Origin of the sequence: Pseudoclavibacter sp. 8L (genome assembly GCF_902506465.1) — a bacterium.
Classification (GTDB): Bacteria; Actinomycetota; Actinomycetes; order Actinomycetales; family Microbacteriaceae; genus Pseudoclavibacter.
In genome coordinates this window covers 1-24,906 of record NZ_LR733210.1, presented here as the reverse complement: position 1 = coordinate 24,906, position 24,906 = coordinate 1, and the positions used below count along the sequence as shown (strand labels likewise).

Genomic DNA, 24,906 nt, shown 5'->3' with positions numbered 1-24,906 from the left:
GATGAAGCCAGAGCCGCGACCTACGACACCTGGCTCCATCACTACAATCACCACAGACCCCACACCGGAATCGGCGGCCAACGCCCCTCAGACCGCGTTCACAACCTCACGGGTCAATACAGCTAGGGGCGAGAAATTGTTCTAGGGTGTGGACAGTGGATGCCCGTGGGCCAACTGACCTCGTGCCGCCAGGCCCGCGCAACTCCTCGGGACCAGTCGCGAGTTAGGGCGGGGGTTGCCGCAGTGAGACGGCTTCAGCGGCATGACCATCCCGATGATGGCCTCGCGGTCTCTCACGGTGCTGAAGCGCTAGGGCACGTTCTGGCGGGCGGTTTCGGCGGCGAGGGTCCACCGCTGTTAGTTCGACCGCTCCTCTGGGACCGTCTCGACCTCACTGAGCCTAGGTTCCACTAGTAACATTCAGCAGCAAATCGTCAGCACGCAACAGCAACGGCATACTGCCGTTCGCGGTAACGGTGCGAGCCCAGGTGGTTGCGCGCTCACCGAGAAGATGGGTCCCTCATGTGCGCGACTCTGCGGTGAAGTCAGCGTGGTAGCGAACTTATTTCTCGCGCCCGGTGGTGAACGTTGCCCATGCGCGAAGCCGCATCACAGGAACGGTGAGGGAGGCCGTCCGTGGCTCACGACGTACTCGGCGATTACCCGGCTCTTCGCTTGCTCGATCTGCCCGAGCGCGAGGAGAACTCCACGACGAGTTTCTCCGGCACCGCCGTGATCGCTCACGCGGGGTTCCGGCCACGCCCCATCTCGCGTGGCTTCTACTCGACGCCGAAGGTGGGGTGCGGTGGTCGACGAACACGGAATCTTGCAATTCCGACAATGCAACGGCCGCTGCGTGCAGAGGCGACCGTCGCGGGATACCCACCTTCCATCATGAAGGGTCTGCACCTTGCTGGAAGTAAGTTCGCGGGTGGGGGCACTGGCTCTGCTGCCGCAGCGGTCTAACACGATTGCGATCAGCCCGGTCACGTCGACCTATGCAACTGCCCCGTTGCGTCCGACGGCACCGAGACGGGTCGCGGCAACCACCGCCTGATGGGCGTGCCTTATGAGAGATTGTGGATGTGTATCGGTCACTGCCCGGAGCACCGACGCGGACCTCGGAATCGAGAACGTGAATCGGACCGCGCTACTGCTCCACGGCTCCCACGGTTGTTTTCCTGAACTTCGATCGCGGCGACAGCCTTGGCACGCAAGGTGCTGCCGAGGGTGCGATCGAGCACCGTTACGTCGATTCCCTCGACCACGATGCGGTGCTCAGAGTAAGCGCGCCCAAGCGGTCCCCTGTCATCGGATTTGAGCCGATGACGAAGAGTATGTGCAACTGTGGCTCGAAGACGCGAGCGCCCCCGTTACTTTCTTCCTACCCGATTGAGGAGTGATCCTTGGAGGGTGTTGGCCATCCCGGGCTCGGCATGATTCCTGCCCCCTGTCGTTGAGGATCTGGGGGGGTGTTGTCACCGAGCCTGGTTTGGCGGCAGGGGAATCGCTGATAGGGACAGGGCCCGGACTCGTCCGAGTGTCGTTCGTAACGTGGATGTCGAGCTCCGCCGCTTCTTGGTTCGGCCAGCACTCCAACCGAGTTCGGAAAGGGAAGGGCTGATGGAAAACAGCATCAGCGGACACGACAGCGTCGACGTGGTCATCGGTGTCGATGTCGGCAAAGGCGAGCATCACGCGGTCGCGATCAACCGCGCCGGGAAGCGCTTGTTCGACAAGGCGCTGCCCAACGACGAGAGCAAGCTGCGCTCGCTCATCGATGGATTGAAGGGCCACGGGACGCTGCTGTTCGTGGGCGATCAGCCGGCCACGATCGGCGCGCTGCCGATCGCGGTCGCGCAAGCAGCGGGCGTCCTCGTCGGCTACCTGCCCGGGCTCGCGATGCGCGGCATTGCTGACCTCCACGCGGGAGAAGCGAAAACGGACGCGAGAGACGCGGCCATCGTCGCGGAAGCCGCCCGCTCGCTCCCGCACGCCCTCCGGTCGATCCAGCTCGCGGACGAGCACGTCGCCGAACTGAGCATGCCCTGCAGGTTCGATGACGACCTCGCGGGACAAGTGACCGCGACGAGCAAGCGCATCCGAGGTCTGCTCACGCAGATTCATCCCGTACTCGAGCGGGTCCTCGGTCCACACCTCGATCACCCCGCGGTCGTCGATCTCCTGCAACGTCATCCCGCTCCATCCGATCTCGCGAAGCTCGGACCTGCGCGTCTCGCCAACCGGCTCGTGAAGCTCGCTCCGCGCATGGGCAACCGCCTCGCGGCAGAGATCATGCAGGCGCTCTCCGAGCAGACGGTCGCAGTCGTCGGCACGAACGCCGCGAGCGTCGCCCTGCCGCGCCTCGCGAAGCAACTCGAGGACCCCCGCACGCAGCGCGCGGACATCGCGGTCGAGGTCGAGCGGCTCGTTGACGCGCACCCTCTTCAGCCGGTCCTGACGAGCATGCCGGGAGTCGGCGTCAGGACCGCAGCGAGGCTCCTCACCGAAGTCGCCGGGAAGTCGTTCGCGTCGGCCGGTCACCTCGCGTCCTACACAGGCCTCGCGCCCGTCACGAGATGCTCGGGATCCTCGATCCGAAGCGAGCACGCCTCCCGACGCGGGAACAAGATCCTGAAACGGGCCTGTTCCTGTCAGCACTCCCAGCACTCAGAAACCCAGTTTCGCGGTCCTACTACGACCGGCAACGCGCGCAAGGCAAACACCACAACCAAGCCCTCACCACTCTGGCTCGACGACGCTGCGACATTCTCTACGCAATGCTCCGAGACGGCACCATCTACCAACCACCCAGGGCTCCTGCCGCTTGACAAGAACCATAGGCCACCCCTAACCCAACCAGCCTCGCAGCGCACTTCCGCATCCGCACCGACACCGTCGACGGGTCAGGCACCGTCGCGCTCCGCCACCAAAGCGCTTCCACCACCTCGCGATCGGACGACGCCACGGAGGCACCAAAGTCCTCATCCTGATCCACGACCGCGACACCATCGTCACGAACCCGACCACCGGCGAGATCCTCGCCCAACACACGATCAACCCAAACCGCGACTGCCAACTCAAAAACAAAAATCCCCCTCCCGAAGGAGGGGGATGATCGCCGAAGCGCCGGGACATCTGTCTCCGATGTCCCGACACTTCACACCGTCGGGCTGACAAGATTTGAACTTGCGACCCCTTGACCCCCAGTCAAGTGCGCTACCAAGCTGCGCCACAGCCCGTGGCTTTCGTTCTCCGCGAGGACAACTCGACCATCCTACCGGAACCTGGGAGGTTCGCGCACCACCGTGTCGAACGTGTCGCGCAACAACTGCCGACCACCGGAGAGTTGTGGCGCGATGCGCAGAGCAAGCGTCCCAACAGCACTTCGCCACAACTCTGCTCCCAGCAGTCACTTGGAGCGGGGAGCCGCACGAGCTGAAAAGGGGGGGAAGGCAGCGAGCGCTCGACCAACCCCGCGGCGTGGGCACGCGCCCCAGCGCCAGCCCGACCACATCCACCCGGCCGATTGTTCGCACATTCTGCCGCCTGGGAATAGCCTGGTACCCGCGCAGTGTTGCGAACCCAGTCCCCTATCTCAGAAGCAGAGGTCCGCAACATGCAGGTCATGCCCGAACTCACCCCCTTCCGGCGCGGAATCGCCCTCTTCGCGCTTGCGCTCGGAGGCTTCGGCATCGGTGTCACCGAGTTCGCCACGATGGGTCTGCTACCCGACATCGCCCGCGAGCTGCTCCCCGGCTTCGAGCAGAACCCGGATGCGGTGATCGCGCAGGCCGGCATCCTCATCTCTGCCTACGCCCTCGGCGTCGTCGTCGGCGCGCCCGTGTTCGCGGTGCTCGCGGCCCGCATGTCGCAGACGAAGCTCGCCTTCTGGCTGCTCGGCATCTTCATCGTCGCCTCCGCTGCATCCGCCCTCATGCCCGACTTCGGCACGACCGCCGTCATGCGATTCATCGCGGCGCTCCCCCACGGCGCGTACTTCGGCGTCGCCTCGCTGCTCGCCGCCCGCATCATGGGCCCAGGCAAGCAGGGCCAGGGCGTCGCACTCGCCCTCTCCGGCCTCACGATCGCCAACATCTTCGGCGTGCCCCTCGCGACCTGGCTCGGCCAGGCCAGCGGCTGGCGCTACGCGTACGTGCTCGTCGCCGCGATCTTCTTCGTCACGTTCCTGCTCGTGTTCTTCTTCGTGCCCCGCTACCCCGGCAACCCCGAGCGCAGCGCGATGAAGGAGCTCATCGCCTTCAAGAACCCGCGCCTCTGGATCATGGTCGCCGTCGGCGCCATCGGCTTCGGCGGCTTCTTCGCCGTCTACTCGTACATCGCCGAGGTCACGACCCGCGAGACGGGCCTCGGCCCGGGCATCGTGCCGTGGGTGCTCGCGACCCTCGGCGTCGGCATGACCCTCGGCAACCTCATCGGCGGATGGGCAGCAGACCGCAACCTGACCCGCACCATGTTCGTCGGCTTCGGCTCGTTCATCGCCTCGCTCGTCTTCTACAGCCTCATCGCGTCCAACCCGGTCGGCCTGTTCGTGGCCGTGTTCTTCCTCGGCCTCACCTCGTCGTCGCTGCTGCCGGCCATCCAGTCGCGCCTCGTGCGCATCGCCGACGAAGCCGCACTCCTCGGAGCGGCCATCAACCACGCTGCGTTCAACGTCGGCAACAGCCTCGGCGCGTGGCTCGGCGGCATGGTCATCGCGGGCGGCCTCGGCTACCTCGCACCCGGCTGGGTGGGCGTCGTCCTCGCCGTCCTCGGCATGGGCCTGACCGCACTCGGCGTCTCCGTCGAGCGCCGCGACAAGCGCCACTCGCTCGACACCACCGGCCTCCGCACGATCCCCGCAGCCGAACGCGCCGACATCGGAGCCTGACCCACCAATCGCTGCCCGGCGTTTCGCCCTCTGGAGGTCACCTCAGAGGGCGAAACGCCGGGCAGCGATCGCCGAGAGCCCAGGCGGAGGCGGAGTCGACGGGCAGCGATGGTCCGCGAGAGAGAGCGATGACCCGCGCCTCAGACTGGCGGCAGTTCTTTCCAGGAGCGAGTTGGCCCCACAAACATGCGTTGCCCCAACGGCCGCCCCGCAATAAGACGTGGTCACCGGCGGGCCCCGTGTATCCCCGGGCCTTCGCGCACCGGAGAACGTCCCTAGGATTCAGAGACCCCCGACGATCGGACATGCAATGGCGCTGGACTTCGTTTCCATCGACTTCGAGACCGCGAACCACCAGCGAGGTTCGGTGTGCCAGATCGGCGTCACCGACGTGCGCGACGGTCGCATCGTCTCGACCGACTCGTGGTTCATCAATCCGCCGACCGGCCTTGTCTTCACGAACACGCACATCCACGGCATCAGCGCCTCGCACGTGCAGCATGCGCCCACCTGGGGTGAGACTCTTCGGCGCCTGACCACGGTGGTGCAATCGGCCCCGATCGTTGCGTACAGCTCGTTCGACAAGAGCGCGTATAACGCAGCCAACTCGCTCCTGGGCCTCCGCGACCCGGGCTTCGAGTTCTTCGACGCTCTCGTCCTCGCGAAGGCGCGGCTGCAGCTCGAGAGCTACAAGCTGCCCCACGTCGCCAAGCACCTCGGCCTCCCCTCGTTCTCGCACCACGACGCCGGGGCGGATGCGCTCGCTTGCGCCCAGATCGTCCTGCACCTCTCGACCCACACGGGAGTAAGCGACGTCACCAGCGCGTGGCCCGAGTCGAGACCCGCGAAGGCACGAGCCAGCCGGTCCGCGTATGCGCACAAGCAGAGCGTCATTCCAGAAACGAACGCACACGCCGACCCCACGCATCCGCTCTTCGGTGAGGTGATTTGCTTCTCCGGCGACCTCGACAGCCACACTCGCGGAGATGCGCAGAAGCTGGTTGCAGAAAAGGGAGCGACGGTGAGTGGCAGCGTGACGAAGAAGACGACGCTTGTCGTGATGGGCGGCTACGATCCCGCCACGCTTCGCCCCGGCGCGAAGATCAGCACCAAGATCCAGAAGGCCATGGACCTCGCCGCGAAGGGGCAGCGCGTCGAGATCATCACCGAGCAGGTGTTCCTCGAACTGGTCGCGCGCTGAGCGTGACGAGACGCCTGGGAGCCGCGTAGGCTTCCGGAGTGCACCGCTACCCGAGACCGCTCGCGTTGACCATGATCATCGCCGCCAGCCTCGTCTTGATCGGTTCCGTGGTGGCGATCGCGGGAGACCCGAGCCAGTTCGGCCCGTGGCTCACCGCCTTCGCGATGCTGCTGCTCGTCGTCATGTTCGCCCCGTCACTGCGGCGCGACCGCAACGACTGAGCCCCCACGCCTACTGCACCGTCGACGCGAACATATTCAGGCCGAGCTTGTTCGACAGGTGCCGGGTGGCGCGGATGCCGCGCACGCTGTTGCCAGCAGCATCCAGTGGCGGGGAGAACGTCGCGAGCGAGCCCTTGCCCGGTGCGATCGTGACGATGCCGCCGGAGACGCCGCTCTTGCCCGGCATGCCCACCTCGAACAGCCAGTCACCGCTCGCCTCATACATGCCGTTCGTCGCCATGACCGACAGCACGTCGCGGCTCACGGACGGATCGACGACATCGACGCCTGAGATGGGGCAGTCGCCGCCGTCGGCGAGCGTCGCCCCCATCGTGGCGAGGTCCTCGGCGGTGACGAGCAGCGAGCACTGCCGCGTGTACAGCTCGGTCACCTGCGTCGGGTCGAGCGAGATGTGCCCGTAGCTCTCGAGCAGCCTCGCGATGCTGCGGTTGCGAGTGTTGGTCTTCATCTCCGACTCGTAGACGCGCTCGTCGATCTCGAGCGGGTGGCCGACGAAGTTCGACAGCCCGGCGTGGATGAAGTCCCACTTCTCATCCCAGGTCTTCCCGGGCACGAGCGATGTCGTCGCGATCGCGCCCGCGTTGACGAGCGGATTCATGGTGCGTCCGCCGTTGAGCTCGATCGCCATGACCGAGTTGAACGGCAGCCCCGTGTTGTTGACGCCGATGCGCTCGCGCACCTCCTCGTGCCCCAGCTCCTGCACGACCAGCGCGTAGACGAACGCTTTCGAGATCGACTGGATCGAGAACTTGAGCTGCGCGTCCCCGAACGAGAATCGGTGCCCGTTCGCCGAGGTGAGGCTCAGCCCGAACCAGGACGAGTCGGCCTCCGCGAGCGCGGGGATGTAGTCGGCGACGGCGCCGTCCTGCACGTGGCGGTACCGCTCATACGTCTCGGAGAGCATCTCCCGCACGTGCTCGGCATCCGGCAGCCTGCCGGTCGAGACGACGCGGGTGTCGGGGTGCACGAGGTCCGGCTCGCTGGGGAACGCGGTCGGGTGTTCCGGCAGGAGCGTCTGTTCGGGAAGAGTCGTCACGACCCCGAATCTAGTCCTGCACGGTGCCCGACGCGAAGAGGTTCATGCCGAGCTCGTTCGACAGGTGCCTGGCCGCCTTGATGCCGCGCACGCTGTTGCCGGCGTCGTCGAGGCGCGGCGAGTAGCTCGCGAAGCCGCCCTTGCCTGGAGCGATCGTCACGAGCCCGCCCGAGACGCCGCTCTTCGCGGGCATCCCGATCTCGTACAGCCACTCCCCGCTCGCCTCGTAGAGGCCGTTCGCGGCCATCACGGCGAGCGCGTCCCTGGATGCACCCTGCCCGATGACCTGCTCGCCCGTCTTCGGGTTCCTCCCGCCGTCGGCGAGCGTCGCACCCATGACGGCGAGGTCCTCCGTGGTCACGAGCAGCGCGCACTGCCGCGTGTACAGCTCGGTGACCTCGTGCGGGTCGAGGGTGATGTGCCCGTAGCTCTGCAGGAGGCGCGCGATGCCCTGGTTGCGGATGTTGTTCTCGCGCTCCGACGCGAACGCGTCCTCGTCGATCTCGAGGTCGCGCCCCGCGAAGGCGGAGAGGCCGCTCAGGATGAAGTCCCACTTCTCCTCCCACGTCTCCCCCGGCGCGAGCGCCGACGTGGCCAGGGCACCCGCGTTGACGAGCGGGTTCATGGTGCGTCCGCCGTTGAGCTCGATCGCCATGACCGAGTCGAACGGCAGGCCCGTGTTGTTCACGCCCACCAGCTCGCGCGCCTTCGTGTGCCCGACCTCCTCGCGCACGAGCGCGAACACGAACGCCTTCGAGATCGACTGGATCGTGAACAGCAGCTCAGCGTCGCCGCGACTGTACGACTGCCCCTCGGTGGAGACGATGCAGATCCCGAACAGGTCCGGGTCCGCATCCGCCAGCGCCGGAATGTAGTCGGGCACCTCGCCGTCGTCGACCGACGAGAACTGCTCGTACGTCTCGTCGACCGCGGTCTTCACGTCGTCGGAGTCAGGCAGCTGCCCGGTCGAGATCGCCGAGCGGCTCGAGTGCACCATCTCCGGCTCGTCGCCGAACATGTGCGTTGCGTCTATGGAGCCGTTCGAGGAGTCAGTCACAGCGGAAGGCTAGTCGAGGCGCACCGGAGCAAGCTCCGACCACACGTCACCCGGCCCCGGGTTCCCGGCAGCGGATGCGCCCCCGAGGTGCTTCGCGACGCCCCAGACGGCGTTGAGGGCCGTCGTCACCGCACCTTCGGCCCAGCCTGCTGTGAACGAGATGTCGTCGCCCGCGAGGAAGATGCCCCGCTGGTGGTCGTCGAGCTCGTCCTGCACGAAGTGACCGAAGAGGCGCTCCTGGTAGCGGTAGTGGCCGGGCAGGTTGTTCTTGAACGCGCCCATGTAGTTGGGGTCGGCCTCCCACGAGACGGTGATCGGCTCCCCCACGATGTGCGCGCCGATGTCGAGGCCGGGGTAGATCTTGTCGAGCGAATGCAGCATGAGCCGCGTGCGCTCCGACGCGTCGAGGGCCAGCCATTTCAGGGCGTCGTCGTTCCACGTGTAGGAGAGCAAAATCACGGCGGGCTTGTCGGGGCCCTCGTCGATGAGGTACGTCGCGCGGGGCAGACGGTCGGTGAGCGTCATGCTCATGACCGGCTTCCCCGTCGCCGGGTCCAGGTCGCGCCAGAAGGGCCGGTCGACCATCACGAACGTCTTCGACGAGAGCATGTAGTGGCTCTTCTCGATGGCCGTCCACATCTCGGGCGTGAACAGCTCCTCGTCGGTGTCGATGCGCGCCGACAGCAGCCACGACTGGCAGGTCACGATGGCGGACGCGAACTCCTGCGTGCGCCCCCACTTCTCCGTGATGCTGACGCCACCGTTCTGCCCGCGCTTGATCGCGGCGACCGCACCGCGCGGCACCCCGCCGTGCAGGCTCGCCAGGCTCGTGCCCTCAGGCCAGTGCTCCAGCTCGGTCGGCTCGTGGTGCCACAGGTCGACGGGCAGCTTCTGCGCCCCGCCCACGATGCGGCGGTGCGCGTCGTCGGCGTTCGTGAACACGACCCGCAGGATCTCGAGGATCGAGTTGCCGAAGTCGGTGTCCCAACCGCCCGTGCCGAAGCCCACCTGCCCGAACGCCTCGATGTGCTCGAAGCTGAGATCCCTGAAGGCCGCGCTCTCTGCCACGAATCCATAGAACGAGCGGTTGTCGAACTTCTCGACCAGCTCGTTCCATGCGGCCTTCAGGGTCTCCGTATCGCGTGCGCGGATGGCGTCCTGGATGCGCACCAGGTCGGCCTCCTCCGTCAGCGCACGCTTCCACGCCTCCGCCACCTCCGTGAAGAACGGGGGCAGGTCGGCGGGAGTCTCGGCGTAGAACGACGTGCCGGCGAGCTCGATGACCGTCGACGGCGTCACCTCCGCCAGCGGGTTCGGGAACGCCTGCGTCTCCAACCCGACGAGATCGACGTAGTGGTAGAACGCGCGCCCCGACTCGGGGAAGCGCATGCCGCCAAGGTCGGCGATGACGTTCGGCGCCGCATCGAACGACCGCGTCTTGAGGCGACCGCCGATGCTGTCCGCCTCGAAGATGACGGGCTTCAGCCCCATCTTCATGAGCTCGTACGCAGCGACGACACCCGCGAGACCAGCGCCGACGACGGCGACCTCGGTGCCATGCATCCGCTCCGGCACCGAGCCGAGGCCGGCCGGGTGCGTGAGGAACTCGTCGTAGCTGAACGGGAAATCCGGGTTGAGCATGGTCACCGGCTGGGAGTCCTGCGGCGTGGATGCGCCTTCCGCGCGCTGCGGGCCGCTCGGCATCGGGGTCGCGATGGTCACTTGTGCTCCTTCATGATGACGGGGGTCGCGGCGGTCGCCGCGTTGACGTAGTCGTTCTCGCTCATGGCACCGACGATGGAGTGCTTCCGACCGTACGCGAAGTACAGGCCGACACCCACGAGCATCCACAGCCCGAACACCATCCAGGTGGTGCCGCCGAGCGTGACCATGAGGCCGAGGCACATGACGATGCCCAGGATCGGCACGACGGGGAAGAACGGCACCTTGTAGCTGCGCGGCAGCTCGGGGCGGGCGCGGCGCAGGTAGATGACCGAGAGGTTGACGAGGGCGAACGCGAACAGCGTGCCGATGCTCGTCGCATCCGCCAGCTCGCCGAGCGGGATGAACCCGGCGACGACCGCGATGATCGACCCCACGATGACCGTGCCGGCGACCGGGGTGCCCGTCGAGGGGCGCACGCGACCGAAGATCTTCGGCACCATGCCGTCGCGCGACATGCGGAACAGGATGCGCGTCTGCCCGTAGTAGACCGTCAGCACGACGCTCGCGATCGCGATGACCGCACCGACCGAGAACATGAGCGCGAGCAGCGGCTGGCCCGTGATGTCGGTGAGGATGCGCACGAACGCCGCCTCGCCGTCGTTGAACTCGGTCCACGGGAGTGCGCCGATGGCGGCGACCGCCACGAGGATGTAGACGACCGTGACGATGACCATCGACAGGATGATCGCGCGCGGCAGGTCCTTCTGCGGGTTCTTCGCCTCGTCGCCGGCCGTGGAGGCGGCGTCGAAGCCGATGTAGGAGAAGAAGAGGCGGCTCGAAGCGGCCGCGACGCCGGCCGCACCCATGGGGGCGAGCGGCTCGAAGTTCGCCGTCGTGAACGCCGTGAAGGCGATGAACACGAAGATGAGCAGCACGATGACCTTGATGGCGACCATGACGGTGTTCACCCAGGCGCTCTCCTTCGCGCCGCGCACGAGCAGCAGCATCGCGACGATCACGAGCGCCGCGGCTGGCAGGTTGAAGAAGCCGCCGTCGAGGCCGATCGGGTTCGCGAGCGCCGGCGGGAGCGCGAGGCCGAAGACGCCGAGCGTCTCGTTGACGTACTGCCCGGCGCCGACCGCGACGGCGGCCACCGAGACGCCGTACTCGAGCACCAGGCACCAGCCGCACACCCAGGCGACGCCCTCGCCCATCGTCGCGTAGGAGTAGGAGTAGCTCGACCCGGAGACGGGCACCGAGCTCGCCATCTCGGCGTAGGAGAGGGCCGAGAGCAGCGCCGCGAGGCCGGCGACGGCGAACGCGATCCAGACGGCGGGGCCGGCGAGCGGGACCGCGGTGCCCAGGATCACGAAGATGCCCGTGCCGAGCGTCGCGCCGACGCTGATCATCGTCAGCTGCCACATGCCGAGGGTGCGCTTCAGGCCGCCCTCGCCCGACTCGGTCAGGGACTCGTCGGTGAGCTGCTCCAGCGGCTTGCGGCGCAGCAGCTGCGTGCCGAGCGGCGTGCGTGACCGGCCGGCTGTGGTGGGTGGTGTCGCCATTGACGGTTGCCCTTCTTGGGTTCGGGACCAGCATGATCAGGGATCGATCGGCGCTGTCCAACTGCGCCCAGCAGCGCCGGGCCTGGCAATCGTATGGTCGCACCACGCAGTGCATCCACGGGCGATATGCTCGGTTTGTCGCGAAGATGCGACAGAATGCACGGGAGCTCGCATGCCATCACCCTCGTCACCACACGGCCAGATCTCACTCGCCCAGCTGCTCGCACGCCCCGAGCTGCACCTCGAGGTGCTCGTGCCCGGCGACCTCGATGTGAGCATCCGCTGGGTCGCGACGAGCGACCTCACCGACCCGACGCCGTATCTCCTCGGCGGCGAGTTCCTGCTGACTGCCGGTGTCGGGCTGCGCGACCTCGACCACGCCGAGCTGGAGGGCTACGTCGAACGGGCCGTCAGCGCGGGCGTCGTCGCGCTCGGCCTCGGCATCGACCCGGTGTTCCACGAGGTGCCACCCGCCCTCCTCGAGGCCTGCACTGCAAGCGACCTCACCCTCGTGCGCATCCCCAACGACACCCCGTTCGTGGCCGTGTCGCGCACCTTCGCCGAGATGACCGAGCTGCGGCGAGTGGATGCGCTGCGCACGCTCGCCGACGCAACCCGCAGACTGCTGCGCGCCGCCTCGGCGGACCAGCCCGAGACGGCCGTGGCGGCGGCGCTCGCCGAACGGCTCGGCTCCTGGGCGGCGATCGTTGGACCAGGCGGCGCGGTGCGCGCGAGGGCCGGCCAGGTGCCACCCGCACCCGTGCTGGGGGCCCTCGCCGAGTCGGCAGACCAGACGAGGGGCGGACCGGCCGCCTACCCGCTGCGCAGCCTCGGCGGAGCCGCCCTCGGCACGCTGCTCGTGGAGGCCGCTCCCCCGGCGGGCTCGACGGCGCACGCGTTCCTCACGACGGCGCACGGCATGCTCGAGCTCATCGCGAGGCAACGCACCTCCGGCAGCGTCGCGCCCGGCCAGCTGCTCGTGCCGCTCCTCCTCGAAGCCGACGACGTGTTCGCCCGCCCGGACGGCGGCCCGGACACCGAGCTGTGGCGCGACCTCCTCCTGCAGGCGGCCGGCGGAGACGCGCGCGCCCGAACCCTCCGGGTCGTCGTCGCCTGCGCGCCCTCCCCTCTGAAGGACGCGAGCGAGCTGCACCGCTGGCGCAGCCTCTTCGACACGAAGCTCGTCACCATCTCGGCCGAGCACGCCACCGTCACCCTCATCACCCGCCTCGACGTCACGGAGCGGCGCCTCGCCGCATTCCTCGACGAGGGGTGGAGCTTCGTCGTCGGCCGACCCGTCACGGCCGAGCAGCTGCGTGCATCCGCCGCGGAGGTTCGCGCACTCGAGCGGCGAGCGAGGGAGGACGGCGGGGTGGTGCGCGTCGGCGCCGACCTCGCGCCCGTGCACTCGTTCATCGGCGCGGCCTCGGGGCGTGCGCTCGCCGAGCGACGTCTCGAACCGCTCCTCGACCTCGACGCGGAGGCCAGGGACGCACGCCTCGCGCTGCTCCGCGCCTGGCTGCACGCGAACGGGCACTGGGATGCGACGGGCCGCGAGCTCGGGATGCACCGCAACAGCGTGCGCCGCGGCATCGACCAGCTGCGGGGGCTGCTCGGGCTCGACCTCGACGACGCCCGCGTGCGCGCCGAGCTCGTCATCGCCCTCGAGTACGTGGAGTAGCTACCCGGCGAACCACTCGGTCAGGACCCAGAGCAGCACCAGCGCCGCGACGATGATCGCGACCAACGGCGCCCCCGCCACGAGAACCTCACCGGGACTCGCTCCGCCTCGGTAGCGTCGCCGCACGAGCATCGGGGAGAGCGGCTCGCTGATCAGCGTGACGCGGCACCCGGCCGAGCGGAGCGCATCCACGACCCCGAGACCGTGCGGCGTGAACGCCGCGATCGTGCCGCCGCCGCCCCGCAGGATCACTCGCGCGGCAGATCCCGGCCCCATCCTCGTCGGAAGCAGCAGGCGCTCGACGACGACGACCTCGTCGATGACGGCGAGCGGGATGACCCGCTCCCTCCGCCGAACGGAGCTGATCACAAGATCGGTCTTTTCGACCCTCGCTTCGACGAACCGACCGAAGAACACGGCGCCCACGGCGAATGCCACGGCCCCGAGGAGCGCCAGCACCGCGCCGCCCACCGAGCCCTGCGCCCACGGCCCCGCGGCAGCCTCGACGAGCACGAACCACGAGAGGCCGACGAGCAACGCAGCGGCCGCTATGACCAGAAACCATCGCCCAGCCCGTACCGACATGCGGTCCCTCCATTCACCCCGCCGCGAGTGCCCCGAGCCGGGCCTCTCCGCCCCGTGCAGACGGTGATCAGCCTGTGCCGTACGAGCAAGCCACCAGGGTAGCCCGCGCACCCCCGCAGGCGCCCCCACCGCGGTAGGCTTCGGGCACGCTCTCCCAGCGCGCAGCACCGCACCTCAGCGAGACCAGTGCTCGCCGAACGCACCGCTGCATCACTTGGCCTGAGCCGAGGTGACCTCGACGTGACCCGTTCCATCGACGCCCGAGCAGCACGCATCCCGCTTCGCGCGGCGCGAGGCGATGCCCTGCGCCCGGCCCTCCTGCTCATCGCCGTGCTCGCGCTCGCCCTCGGCGGCGTCCAGCTCGCCGTCGGCGTGGCTGCGCCCATCCCGTTCTGGGTGCCGCTCGCGTTCACCGCCGTGTTCTTCGTCTGGACGGCCGCCGGCGTCATCGCGTGGTGGCAGCGCCCTCTGAGCATGGTCGGCGGCCTGCTGCTCGTCGGCGCGATCGCCATGTTCCTCGGCGGGGTCGGCAACCTAGGTCTCCCCGTGCTGGTGGAGCTGAACACCATCTTCGCGACCCTCATCCTCGCCGTCACGGTGCACCTGCTGCACGCCTTCCCGTCCGGCCGACTGCAGGGACGCGTCTCCATCGCCACGGTGGCCGTCGGCTACGGAGTGACGCTCCTGCTGCAGATCCCGCTGTACGTGCTCCCACCCGACACGCTCCCGCACCTCGTCGGAGTCTGGGTGCAGGCGTTTGTCGGCCTCGGCGTCATGGGGGTCACCGCGGCCCTCCTCATCCGCCGCCTCCGCTCCGCCGACCCGAAGAACCTGCGCGTCCTGCTCCCCCTCTACCTGTACGGCATCCTCGCGGTGCTGAGCATCCCCCTCTCCGCGAACGTGCTGCGCCTCCTCGGCGCGCCCGGCGAGGTGATCGGCTCCATCCAGCTGGTCGTCATCGCGGGCATCCCCATCGCCTTCCTCCTCGGCGTGCTCATCGGCGGCTACGCCCAGACCGTGGAGGCGGAGGTGCTCAGCGCCTGGCTCAGCCTGGCCGGCTCCGCACGAACCGTCGTCGGGGCGGCGCTCGCCCGCTCGCTCGGCGACGACTCGCTGCGGGTCGCCTACTGGGCAGAGAACCGGCAGGTGTTCGTCGACGAAGCGGGCCTCGACGTGGAGGTCCGCGCCCAGTCGACACCACGCCAGTGGCAGGAGGTGCACGTCGAGTCCCGACTGGTCGGCGCCATCAGCTACGACGAGCGGATGATCGCAGACCCCGAGACCGTGCGCCGGGCCGGTCGCGTGCTCGCCATCGCGCTCGACCGCGAGCGCCTCACCGCGGCGCTCCTCGCGAGCAACGAGGCGCTGCAGCAGTCGAGGCTCCGCATCGTGGAGACCGCCGACCGCGAGCGCAACCGCATCGCCCGCGACCTCCACGACGGCCTACAGGTGCAGCTCGTGCTGCTCGCGCTCGAGGCCCAGCAGATCGCGAACTCCGGCGACGCGCACCCGTCGACCGTGGCCGAGGCGACCGCGCTGCGGCACCGCATCGACACGGCGGCCGCCGACCTTCGCCGCCTCGTGCACGCGGTGCTGCCGTCGGCGCTCGTCGAGCGCGGGCTGACGGCGGCCGCCGAAGACCTCGTCGATCGCCTCGAGATCCCCGCGCGCCTCGTCAGCGACGCCGACGACAGCACCTTGGCTCCCGCGACGTCGCAGTCGGCGTATCTCATCATGGCCGAGGCCCTCACGAACGCCGTCAAGCACTCCGACGCGCGCACCGTGCACGTGCGCATCACGCAGCGGGGCGCGCTGCTCAGCGTGACGGTGAAAGACGACGGCCGCGGCGGGGCACGGGTCGAGGAGGGCACCGGATTGAAGGGGCTCGTCGACCGGATCGATACCCTCGGCGGCTCCTTCGAGCTCGTCTCGCCGCTCGGGTCGGGAACGGAAGTACGAGTGGAGCTGCCATGCGGGTCGTGATCGGCGAAGACGAAGCGCTGCTGCGCGAGGGGCTCGGGCACGTCCTCAGCAACGACGGCTTCGAGGTGGTCGCCGCGGTCGGCACCGCCGTCGAGCTCGAGGTCGAGGTCGCGCGGCTCGCGCCCGACCTCGTGATCACCGACATCCGGATGCCCCCGACCTTCACCGACGAGGGACTCGTCGCGGCCCTCCGCATCCGGCAGGCGCATCCGGAGGCCGCCGTGGTCGTGCTGTCGCAGCACGTGCAGCGACGCTACGCGAGCGAGCTCATCGGGCAACGCGACGGTGGCGTCGGCTACCTGCTCAAGCAGCGCATCGCCGACGTTCGGGCCTTCACCGCCGACCTGCGCCACGTGCAGGCGGGCGGCACGGTGCTCGACCCCGACGTCGTGGCCGTGCTCCTCGCGCGGGCGACGAAGATCAGCGGGCCTGTCGGGGAGCTCACGCCCCGACAACTCGACGTGCTCGGGCTCATGGCCGAAGGCCGCAGCAACAGCTACATCGCCGCGAGGCTCGGCTCCTCCGAGAAGGCCGTCGTGCACCACACCTCGAACATCTACGACGCCTTCGACCTGCCCGTCGCTGCCGACGACCACCGCCGAGTGCTCGCGGTCGTCCGCTACCTCGCCGCCGCCGGAGACGTGGATGCCGGAGCGGGCGGGCGCTGAAACGCGCGTCCGGCCCGGCACCGGGTTCCATCTCAGAGGCCCGGGTCGGGCCGAACGCTCCAGCCAGGACCTCCCTGACTCCTGCGAATCCTGTAACTCCTAGCTCGCGACCGGCGAGCTGTAGAGGGTGCCGATCAGCTGCTTCGCGATCTCGGTGGCGGGCCCCGCGCCGTTCGCGGCCGGGGCGAGGTTCGCCCAGACGACGAGCGTCACGTCGGCGACGGGGTCGTAGCCCATGAAGGAGTTGAAGCCGGGGAGCTCGCCCGTGTGCCCGTAGAACTGCCCGAAGTGGGCGATGTTGTAGCCGTACGACGGGTCAGCCGGGTTCTTCGTCGTGGGCTGGAAGCTGTCCATGCGCGCCTGCTGCATGTCCGGTTCCAGGATGTCGCCGCTCTTCCCGCCCAGCGCCTCCACCCAGTCGGCGAGGTCGCCCGCGGTGGAGATGCCGGAGCCAGCCGACCATGCCCACGACGGGTTGTCGAGGGTGCCGTCGTTGGGCGTGAACGTGCCCTCCTCGATCTGCTTCATGAGGTCCGGCGGCAGCTTCGACGAGCCGATCGTGTTGACGTTGGTCCACCAGAAGTAGCCGTCGGAGTGCGGCGACGGGATGCTGCTGTCGCCGACCTCGGGGAACGACGTCTCGTCGAGGCCAAGCGGCGTGAAGATCCGCTCGTCGTAGATCTCGGCGAGCGGCTTCCCGTCGAGGTCCTCGGCGATGAGCCCGAGGAGGATCGTGTTGGTGTTCGAGTAGTGGTAGTCGGTGCCAGGCTCGAAGTCGACCGGAAGAGGAAGCGCCATCTTGATGAGCTCCTCCGGCTCCCACACGCGGTCAGGGTCCTCATCCAGTGCCGTGTTGAGCTCGAGCGTCTCCGTGTAGTTGGCGAGCCCGCTGCGCATGAGCAGCATCTGCTCGATCGTGATGTTGTCGCCGTTCGGCACGTCGGGCCGGTACTTCGACACGGGGTCCGCGAGCGCGATCTTGCCCTCCTGCACGAGCTGCAGGATGACGGTGCCGGTCCACGTCTTCGTGTTGGAGCCGATGCGGATATGGTCGTCGACCGAGACGGGAGTGCTGCCGCCGGGGCTCGTCACCCCGTAGGTCGCCGTGAACTCCCCCTCTGGCGTGCGCAGCAGCATCAAGGCGCCGGGCTGGCCGAGCTCCTCCGCGGTCTCCTCGAAGATCGCGGTCACGGCCGCCTCGTCGAACGGCTTCAGCGTGGATGTCGGCGCCTCGGTCTCCGCGGCCTGCGCCGTGCAGGAGACGAGGGCGAGGGCGGCGACCATGGCGGTCGCCGTGTACGTGGTTCTCTTCGCGATCTTGGACATGTGCTGTCTCCTCCTGGATTGCGTGCGAACTCGGGGATGCTCGGTCAGTACGCCTGCTGGATGATCGCCGCGACCTTGCCGACGTCATCGTTCGCTTCGAAGACCCCGGGCATGCCCTCGTAGAAGCCCTGGTTCACGATGATCGTGAACGCCAGGTTGCGGCCGGACTCGGTGACCATGACGCCGCCGAGGGTCTTGGTGCCGAGCCGGAGCCTGCCGTTGAAGGCGTCGGCACTCGCGAGGGTTCCCGTCTTCGCGAACACCTTCCCGGCGGCGGGGCTGTCCTTCTGCACGTCGGCGAGCGACCCGTCGACGCCGAGGATCGGCATCGTGTCGCGCCACCGCTCGGCGTCGGGACGCTCCGCCATGAGGCTCTGGATCTGCACCGCGTTCTTCGGGGTGATGTAGTTGCCTTCGAGCCCGGAGCCGTCGACGAGGGAGGCGCCCGTCGTGTCGAGGCCGGCCTCGGCCCAGATGGCCTGCGCCACCCCCATGCCGTCCTTGTTGCAATCGGTCTTACCCGCGTCGACCGCGAGGCGGCAGACGAGGGTCTGTGCGCCGCGGTTGTAGCTGACCTTCATGACGTAGGTGATCTCCTCGGCGAGCGGCAGCGACTCGAGCTCCGCGACCGCGGGGAGCGCCTCGACGGCGTCCCAGTTCGGGAGGGCCGACTTCGGGTTCTCGGCGGAGGGGTCGGCGCCGACGGTGACCCCCGCGCGCTCCAGCGCCTCGATGAAGGCCGTGCGGGCGAACGTCGACGGGTCGTCGAACTCGAAGACCCGCAGCACGGGGTCGGCATCCGCGGCGATCGTGCCGGTCACGACGACCGTGTTCGGATCGCTTGCCGACACCTCCGGCGCCTCGACCTTGTACTCCTCACCAGCTGGCACCGTCTCCACCTGGAGGTCGAGCGCCCACTTTCCGACGGCGGGTGTGAGTGCCGCGGTCGCGGGGGCACCCGCCTCCCCCGGCGTGACGAGCACGTCGAGGAGGTTCTGGTTGATGACGATGGGGGTGATCGGCTGCTCGGCGAGCGTGCCCTGGAACAGGCGGTCGTCGATGATCACGTCACCGCTGACGGTCGTGATCCCGGACGCCTTCACCTGCGCGGCCAGCTCGTCGAGGCCCGCCAGGGGATCCTCGGGCGTGAGCGTCGCCCCCGGCAGGGGGTTCGCGTCGTTGTGGTCGAGGTTCGCGAAGCTGACGCTGCCGTCATCCTTGGTGCGTCCGCCCATCGTCAGATCCCCCTGCCCGACGAGCACAAGATCACCGTCGAGCGTGCCCGTCGTGACCTCGCCCGACTGCTTGACCGGCGTCATAACCGTGTGGTCCGGCCCCCACTTCACCCACGCGGCGCCAGCGCTGTATGTCTTCACGAAGGAGCCCGGCTCGGCGAGCTTCTCGCCGTCCAGGTCGACGAGCACCTCGCCCGTGTCCAGGTCCTCGACCGCAATCGACCATCGACCGCTCGCGAACTGCGGCTGATTCATGACCTCGAGTGCCGCATCCGGAAGCCCCGGGACGGACACGAGCGTCGTCCCGTCCCACACCGGGACATCCGCATCGTTCGCGTCGGCCGCGACGCACCCCGTGAGCAGCAGCATCGCGACGGCCCCCGCCGTCACGACGCGAGCGCCGCGGCCGAACCCTGATCCGCGTGCTCGCCCGGCAACGCCGTCGGCGATCACGCGCCCGCTCCGTTCGCGAGAACCTCAGCGAGGGCGCGGAAGGCGATGTCAGCCGGATGCCCAGCAGGGCTGTCCGACTCGTTCATGTAGACGACGATGCTCGCGCCCGTCGCCGGGTCGTGGAAGGTGGCGGCCGTGAAGCCGAGCCCCTCGCCGTTGTGGCCGAGCCACCCGTTCGTCTCCCCCATCCCCACCGCGTACAGGTCGTAGGGCGGCTTCGGGATCTCATGGCCCACCTGGCGCAGCTCCTGCGTTTCCGGCTTCAACAGTGAGCCCGAACCGAGCGTCTCCGCCCAGGCACGCCCATCCTCGAGCGTGGAGAAGAGCGAACCGGCGGCGCCGAGAATCGACGGGTTCTCGCTCTGCGCGACGGGCTTGCCGTCGTCGATGACGTAGCCCGTGGGATGCGGTTGGGCCCAGTCGTCGACGTCGGTCAGGTACGTCGTGCCCGTCTGCCCGAGCGGGGTGAGGATGCGCGCGTCGAGCGCATCCGCGTACGGCTCACCCGTCACCTTCTCGACGACCGCGCCGAGCAGGTTCGTGTTGGCGTTCGTGTACAGGTACTCGGCGCCGGGCTCGAACCGCGCCGGCTGACCGACGACGGGGGCGTTCAGCTCCTCGAGGGTGTAGATCTTCGTCGGATCGGACAGGAACTCATCCTGAAAGGCCTCCGTGACGTAGTCGGCGTTCCCGCTCGACATGTTCGCGAGCTGCAGGAGCGTGATCCTGTCGCCGTTCGTGATGCCCTCGACGTACTGATCGATGGTGTCATCGAGGCTCAGCTTGCCCTCGTCGGCGAGCTGCAGGATGAGCGTGACCGTGTACGACTTCGTGATGCTGCGGATCGGCCACGACATGTCCGTCGTGACGGGCGTGCTGTCCTCGACGTTCGCGAGTCCAGCGGCCGTCGTCCACGAGCCCTGGCCCGGAATCCACACCCCGGCGGCCGCACCTGGCACCTCGAGCTCGGCCATCACCGCGTCGAGGGCAGCCTGCAGCCCGTCCTGGAGTTCCGCGGGCAGCTCGCCGTCCGGCGCGGCGGGGCGAGTGACCTCGGGAGCCGCCGGGTCAGTCGTGCTCCCCGCGCCGTCACCGCCGGCCGACGTGCATCCGCTCGCCAACAGGCCGATGGCAGCGGCCATCGCCGCCATGGCGAGAAGACGAGCAGATCGTGGTGCTCTGGATGCTTGGGATGCTCTGGAGGGGGTTTGGGGGCTGCGCATGATTCCTCATTCGTGGAGGTTCCCTGAGAGACGTCGGGGGGATCACATCTCAGGAATCACACTCGCCGATGCGGGTACGCGCGACAATGGACCTAGGTCCCTCTTGAGACCGCCAGACGTCACGCGTCCCGGCTGGTCTGGCTTCGGCTTCGGCTCCTGCGTCGAGTTCAGTAGCATCGCGCTCATGAGCGAATCGCGCGGGGGGCCACGTCGTATCGAGAAGGGGCCGGGCCCTGCGGCGAAAGGCCGCGGCGGAATCGCCCTCGTGCTTGGCATCGCGCTCGCCTTCGGAGGCACGCTGACGGCGTGCACCCCAACCGTGCCGCCGTCGGAGCCGGGTGACATGATCTTGCCGGGGCCCGGGCCCGCGAGCACGACAACCACCGACACGACCGTTCTCTATGCCGCGGGCCGCGAGCCGACGGCCATCATGGAGGCGAGAGTCGGGGGCACGCTCGCGCTCAGCGAGGGCGGATGCTGGGTCGTCGAGACGGGCGAAGGGCAGACCTTCGTCCAGTTCCCCTTCGGCTCGTCACTCACGCCCGGTGGGCAGAGCATCAACGTGCCGGGCTTCGCCACCGTGGGTGTCGGGGACAGCATCGACGGCAGCGGTGGGTACGGCAGCGCGCCGGCAGATGCGCCCGAGGCCTGCGGAGCGCCGGGGCAGCCGATGGTGTTCTGGCAGTCGGCCTGATCAGACTCGAAGGGGGAACGCCTGGGCCTCAGCCGGAGGGGTTCTCTACCGGGAAGCCATCAGCATCCGTGCCAGATTCGGGGTCGACCTCACTCGGCGGGGTGGGCGCGCTCTCGTGTCGAGCTGCGTCCGGGTCGCCGCGGTCCTCGCCCACAGCACGGACGCTTCGCAGCGCATCCCGCTCGGCAGCCTCGGCCGCTTGCGCGGCGCTCTGGCCCTCGTCGGGCGTGTTTGCACCTACTGGCTCGTTGGTCATGGACCGGACGCTACGCGAGGAAGATCCACCAGCCCAAGGGGTTGCGCCGAAGCGCTCCCGGTGCTGCATGCACCGATCAGCGGCGGCCGCTGCCCTGGCTGTCGCCCTCGGATGCCAAGACCTGCGCGTCTCGTCGGCGTCGCTCGGCCTCACGGTAGACGACCCACAGGAGCGCAGTCGGCAGGATGAGGAGGATGCGCAGAAGCACATCCCCGGTCTGGAAGGATGCACCGACGACAAGCACCGACAGCAGCACGAGCCCCGCGAGGATCCAGCGGCGAGTAGTGGCATCTTCCATGTTGTCCTCCGGTCTTCGACGTCGTGGCTCGCGCTCCGGTCGCGTTCCCCGCGGAAGCACGTTCTCAGCAGTCAACCAGTCGCCGCTCCGAGTTGGCTCCGCCAGCACTGTCGCACCTGGAGCAACCCGGGACTGGCTGCGCTCAGGCCGAGTCGGTCCGCACGGCCTCGATGTGCATCGCCGTCTGCTGCAGCGCCGAACGCAGCGTGAAGCCCTCGAGACTCGCCCAGCCGGCCGACCACGTGAGGCGAGAGGCGATCTCGAAGATCGAGGCGTCTGGCGAGGCCGCGAGGGCTCCGGCGACCTCATCGGTGCGGCGCTGGTGGTGCCGCGCGTGCTCACCGCAGCGTTCGGCAAGCCCCACGAACCGGTAGCCGTGCCCCGGAACTGCCTCGTCGACGCCGAGCCCGGCGATGCGCCGCAGCGAGCGCTGATAATGGAGCACCGGGTTGCCGCCATCGTCGCCGCCGAGGCCGAGCCCCGGGTGCAGCACGGGCGAGACGTGGTCACCGGTGAAGACCAGCCGGGCCTCCTCGTCGACGATCGACAGGTGCCCGGGCGTGTGGCCCGGGGTGTGGATGGCACGCAGCCGTCTGCCGGGCACATCGAGCAGCTGCGCGTCATCGACAAGCACGTCCGCGCGCAGCGCGACCGGCGTCGCCGACCGCCCGACGAGCCGAAGGACCTCCGCGCGGCGTTCGACCGGCAAACCCCACTCGACGAGCCTGGCCGTCTCGACCTCGACGCTCGGCACGTCCGCAGCCAGCGCATCGAGCGCCGCCTGCTCGGCACGGTGCAACACGATCGGCGCACCCGTCGCATCCCGGAGCCGCTCGGCCAGACCGAGGTGATCGTGATGCAGGTGCGTCACGACGATCGACCGCACCTGGTCGAGCCGGTGGCCCGTCGCCGTTATGGCGGCGGCGAGCACGGCGAGGTTCGCTTCGGAGTCTGAGCCGGGGTCGATGACGTGCACGCCACCCGCATCGTCGGCGATCACCGACGCGAGCGTGCACGGGATGCGGCCGCCTGGCCTCGGCCCCGCCGGCATCGGGCTGCCCACCGTCCAGATCCCGTCCCGGACCGCGTCGAGCGGCGCCACGGCTCCGTTGTGCCAGGCCGCCTCCTGCGCGGCGCTGCTCGCAGCGACGCTCGAGGCGCTCATTCCGCGGTCACCTGTTCTGGCGGAGTTCCGAGCCAAGTGCATCCCATGCCAGAAGCCTAGGACGCGGATGCGCGCGCTGGCGCTGGGAGTGACACCGACACCGACGGAGGCCCTGACTCCGACGGCGCGCGTGCGGGTGCCGAACCCGCTCGAAGCTCCCAGCCGTCGACCTTCGTGACCAACTTCAGTGCCAGAACGGCCCAAACCGCCCGTGGAACAGCGAGGGAGCCCGATTCTGCACTGAAGTTGGTCAGCGCACGCCTGAAAGCGAGGCCGCGGACGCGCGAGAAGGACAGCTAGCGGCGCACCGCGAACATCGAGACGAGCTCGTAGACGACGTGCGCCGCGGCGACGCCCGTGAGCTCGGCGTGATCGTAGGCCGGCGACACTTCGACGACATCTGCGCCGACGACGTTGAGGTCGGCGAGACCACGCAGGATCTCGAGCAGCTCGCGGCTCGTCATGCCGCCAGCCTCCGGCGTCCCGGTGCCAGGCGCGTGCGCGGGGTCGAGCACGTCGATGTCGATGGAAATGTAGAGCGGACGATCCCCGATGCGCTGCCGAAGCTGCTGCACGACCGCATCCGCTCCGCGACGGTAGATGTCGGCCGAGCTGACGATGCCGAACCCGAAGCGCTCGTCGTCCTCGAGGTCCTGCTTCCCATACAGCGGGCCGCGCGTGCCGACGTGGCTGAGCGCGTCCGTGTCGAGGAGCCCCTCCTCGAAGGCGCGGCGGAACGGGGTGCCGTGCGTGTATGCCGCACCGAAGTACGTGTCCCACGTGTCGAGGTGCGCGTCGAAGTGCAGCATCGCGACGGGGCCGTGGATGCGCGCCATGTTGCGCAGGAGCGGCAGCGCGATCGTGTGGTCGCCGCCGATCGTGACGATCTTCGCGCCCGTGTCGCTGAGGGCCTTCGCGGCCTGTTCCACCGTCCCGAGCGCCTCCTCGATGTCGAATGGGTTGACGGCGACGTCGCCGGCGTCGGCGACCTGCTGCGCCGCGAACGGAGACACGTCGAGCGTCGGGTGGTAGGGGCGCAGGAGGCGGCTCGACTGGCGCACGTGCGCCGGGCCGAAGCGAGCACCTGGGCGGTACGAGACGCCGCTGTCGAAGGGGACCCCGAGGATCGCCACATCGAGCTTCTCGACCTCATCGACCCTCGGCAGCAGCGCGAAGGTCGCAGGCCCTGCGAAGCGAGGGACCTGCGCCGAATCGGTCGGTCCGACGTTGCCGTCCTGCGTCACCCGAGCGGGGTTCATCCAGAAGAAATCGTTGCTCACTGTGGGGCCTCCTTGCCGCGTGCTTCTCCCCAGAAGCTAGCGAAGGAGAAGCCCGGAGGGGCGCACTTTTTGCACCAGATAACCCGGGCCTCGGTGCAAATCGCACGCACCCCACTCCCGCAGAATGCCCCACCCCTCCACCGTCGCTGTCTCGCCGTCGCTGCCTCGCCGTCGCTGCCTCGCCGTCGCTGAGTCGCCGTCGCTGCCTGGCCGTCGCTGAGTCGCCGTCGCTGCCTCGCCGCCCTGCCACCTCACCGCGGTCGCCACCTCGCCCCGTCTCCCCACGCCACCCCGCACCGAAGCGATCGCTGCCCGGCGAGTCGCCCTCTGGCGCTAGCGCTAGAGGGCGACTCGCCGGGCAGCGATGACCTGGCGGGCGCGGGGGGCGGCAGGTCAGGCAGGGAC

The 24,906-nt window shown here is 68.8% G+C and carries 20 protein-coding genes, 1 tRNA gene and 1 pseudogene; 9 read left to right on the top strand and 13 right to left on the bottom strand.

Features of this window, described 5'->3' with window-relative positions:
• Both GV007_RS18600 and GV007_RS18595 read left to right on the top strand, forming a co-directional pair.
• The coding region (locus GV007_RS18600) for an integrase core domain-containing protein (RefSeq protein WP_160075293.1) at positions 1 to 126 on the top strand (126 nt) is incomplete at its 5' end.
• Between the two features lie 1,497 nt (positions 127 to 1,623).
• Positions 1,624 to 2,831: pseudogene (locus GV007_RS18595) on the top strand (IS110 family transposase).
• Positions 2,832 to 3,168: 337 nt separating this feature from the next.
• Here GV007_RS18595 and GV007_RS18590 read toward each other — a convergent pair.
• Positions 3,169 to 3,242: transfer RNA gene (locus GV007_RS18590), tRNA-Pro, on the bottom strand.
• A 386-nt stretch (positions 3,243 to 3,628) separates the two neighbouring features.
• On the opposite strand from GV007_RS18590, the gene GV007_RS18585 reads away from it, so the two are divergent.
• From GV007_RS18585 to GV007_RS18575, 3 genes are all read left to right on the top strand, one after another.
• On the top strand, positions 3,629 to 4,891 hold the full coding sequence (locus GV007_RS18585; RefSeq protein ID WP_104242287.1) for an MFS transporter: 1,263 nt from the start codon (positions 3,629 to 3,631) through the stop codon (positions 4,889 to 4,891).
• A gap of 310 nt (positions 4,892 to 5,201) precedes the next feature.
• Positions 5,202 to 6,092 (top strand): exonuclease domain-containing protein, encoded by an 891-nt coding sequence (locus GV007_RS18580; RefSeq protein WP_160075291.1) that lies wholly within the window; start codon positions 5,202 to 5,204, stop codon positions 6,090 to 6,092.
• A 38-nt stretch (positions 6,093 to 6,130) separates the two neighbouring features.
• The gene (locus GV007_RS18575; RefSeq protein WP_160075288.1) at positions 6,131 to 6,313 is read left to right on the top strand and encodes a hypothetical protein; all 183 of its coding nucleotides are present in this window, start codon (positions 6,131 to 6,133) and stop codon (positions 6,311 to 6,313) included.
• A gap of 10 nt (positions 6,314 to 6,323) precedes the next feature.
• On the opposite strand, the gene glsA (GV007_RS18570) is transcribed toward GV007_RS18575, so the two are convergent.
• The 4 genes from glsA (GV007_RS18570) to GV007_RS18555 are packed head-to-tail and all read right to left on the bottom strand — an operon-like array spanning position 6,324 to position 11,654.
• On the bottom strand, positions 6,324 to 7,370 hold the full coding sequence (gene glsA, locus GV007_RS18570) for a glutaminase A (protein WP_308471384.1): 1,047 nt from the start codon (positions 7,368 to 7,370) through the stop codon (positions 6,324 to 6,326).
• 10 nt (positions 7,371 to 7,380) lie between these two features.
• Positions 7,381 to 8,427, bottom strand: coding sequence for a glutaminase A (glsA, locus tag GV007_RS18565; protein WP_236558640.1), 1,047 nt, complete (start codon positions 8,425 to 8,427; stop codon positions 7,381 to 7,383).
• 9 nt (positions 8,428 to 8,436) lie between these two features.
• Positions 8,437 to 10,149 (bottom strand): flavin monoamine oxidase family protein, encoded by a 1,713-nt coding sequence (locus tag GV007_RS18560; RefSeq protein ID WP_374953504.1) that lies wholly within the window; start codon positions 10,147 to 10,149, stop codon positions 8,437 to 8,439.
• Positions 10,146 to 11,654 carry an amino acid permease gene (locus GV007_RS18555; protein WP_160075270.1) on the bottom strand — a complete coding sequence of 503 codons (1,509 nt, stop codon included), beginning with the start codon at positions 11,652 to 11,654 and terminating at the stop codon, positions 10,146 to 10,148. Before GV007_RS18555 ends, GV007_RS18560 begins: the two co-directional genes overlap by 4 nt.
• Positions 11,655 to 11,826: 172 nt before the next feature.
• On the opposite strand from GV007_RS18555, the gene GV007_RS18550 reads away from it, so the two are divergent.
• A complete protein-coding gene (locus GV007_RS18550) occupies positions 11,827 to 13,335 on the top strand; it encodes a PucR family transcriptional regulator (RefSeq protein ID WP_160075268.1) in 1,509 nt (502 codons plus the stop codon).
• Here GV007_RS18550 and GV007_RS18545 read toward each other — a convergent pair whose 3' ends face one another.
• Positions 13,336 to 13,920 (bottom strand): hypothetical protein, encoded by a 585-nt coding sequence (locus tag GV007_RS18545; protein WP_160075266.1) that lies wholly within the window; start codon positions 13,918 to 13,920, stop codon positions 13,336 to 13,338. It lies immediately after the preceding gene.
• Positions 13,921 to 14,160: 240 nt separating this feature from the next.
• Between GV007_RS18545 and GV007_RS18540 the strand changes: the two genes are divergently transcribed.
• Both GV007_RS18540 and GV007_RS18535 read left to right on the top strand, forming a co-directional pair.
• Positions 14,161 to 15,903: a sensor histidine kinase gene (locus GV007_RS18540; RefSeq protein ID WP_160075264.1), complete on the top strand. Its 1,743-nt coding sequence runs from the start codon at positions 14,161 to 14,163 to the stop codon at positions 15,901 to 15,903.
• Entirely contained in the window at positions 15,891 to 16,571 is a 681-nt protein-coding gene (locus GV007_RS18535) for a response regulator (protein WP_160075262.1), read from the top strand. Before GV007_RS18540 ends, GV007_RS18535 begins: the two co-directional genes overlap by 13 nt.
• A 99-nt stretch (positions 16,572 to 16,670) precedes the next feature.
• Here GV007_RS18535 and GV007_RS18530 read toward each other — a convergent pair whose 3' ends face one another.
• Genes GV007_RS18530 through GV007_RS18520 form a run of 3 tightly spaced genes read right to left on the bottom strand, consistent with a single transcriptional unit; the run spans position 16,671 to position 20,736 of the window.
• Positions 16,671 to 17,897: a serine hydrolase domain-containing protein gene (locus tag GV007_RS18530; RefSeq protein ID WP_160075260.1), complete on the bottom strand. Its 1,227-nt coding sequence runs from the start codon at positions 17,895 to 17,897 to the stop codon at positions 16,671 to 16,673.
• 44 nt (positions 17,898 to 17,941) lie between these two features.
• Positions 17,942 to 19,585, bottom strand: coding sequence for a D-alanyl-D-alanine carboxypeptidase/D-alanyl-D-alanine endopeptidase (gene dacB, locus GV007_RS18525; RefSeq protein ID WP_201297775.1), 1,644 nt, complete (start codon positions 19,583 to 19,585; stop codon positions 17,942 to 17,944).
• The gene (locus GV007_RS18520; protein ID WP_160075258.1) at positions 19,582 to 20,736 is read right to left on the bottom strand and encodes a serine hydrolase domain-containing protein; all 1,155 of its coding nucleotides are present in this window, start codon (positions 20,734 to 20,736) and stop codon (positions 19,582 to 19,584) included. Before GV007_RS18520 ends, dacB begins: the two co-directional genes overlap by 4 nt.
• 256 nt (positions 20,737 to 20,992) lie before the next feature.
• Here GV007_RS18520 and GV007_RS18515 point away from each other — a divergent pair, with 256 nt between their 5' ends.
• Positions 20,993 to 21,502 (top strand): hypothetical protein, encoded by a 510-nt coding sequence (locus GV007_RS18515; RefSeq protein ID WP_160075256.1) that lies wholly within the window; start codon positions 20,993 to 20,995, stop codon positions 21,500 to 21,502.
• Positions 21,503 to 21,530: 28 nt separating this feature from the next.
• On the opposite strand, the gene GV007_RS18510 is transcribed toward GV007_RS18515, so the two are convergent.
• From GV007_RS18510 to speB, 4 genes are all read right to left on the bottom strand, one after another.
• The gene (locus GV007_RS18510; RefSeq protein WP_160075254.1) at positions 21,531 to 21,758 is read right to left on the bottom strand and encodes a hypothetical protein; all 228 of its coding nucleotides are present in this window, start codon (positions 21,756 to 21,758) and stop codon (positions 21,531 to 21,533) included.
• A 76-nt stretch (positions 21,759 to 21,834) separates the two neighbouring features.
• Complete coding sequence (locus GV007_RS18505) at positions 21,835 to 22,056, bottom strand: hypothetical protein (protein WP_160075252.1); 222 nt, start codon at positions 22,054 to 22,056, stop codon at positions 21,835 to 21,837.
• A gap of 142 nt (positions 22,057 to 22,198) precedes the next feature.
• Positions 22,199 to 23,221: an MBL fold metallo-hydrolase gene (locus tag GV007_RS18500; RefSeq protein WP_160075250.1), complete on the bottom strand. Its 1,023-nt coding sequence runs from the start codon at positions 23,219 to 23,221 to the stop codon at positions 22,199 to 22,201.
• Positions 23,222 to 23,517: 296 nt separating this feature from the next.
• A complete protein-coding gene (speB, locus tag GV007_RS18495; RefSeq protein ID WP_104301129.1) occupies positions 23,518 to 24,480 on the bottom strand; it encodes an agmatinase in 963 nt (320 codons plus the stop codon).
• Positions 24,481 to 24,906: the final 426 nt, after the last annotated feature.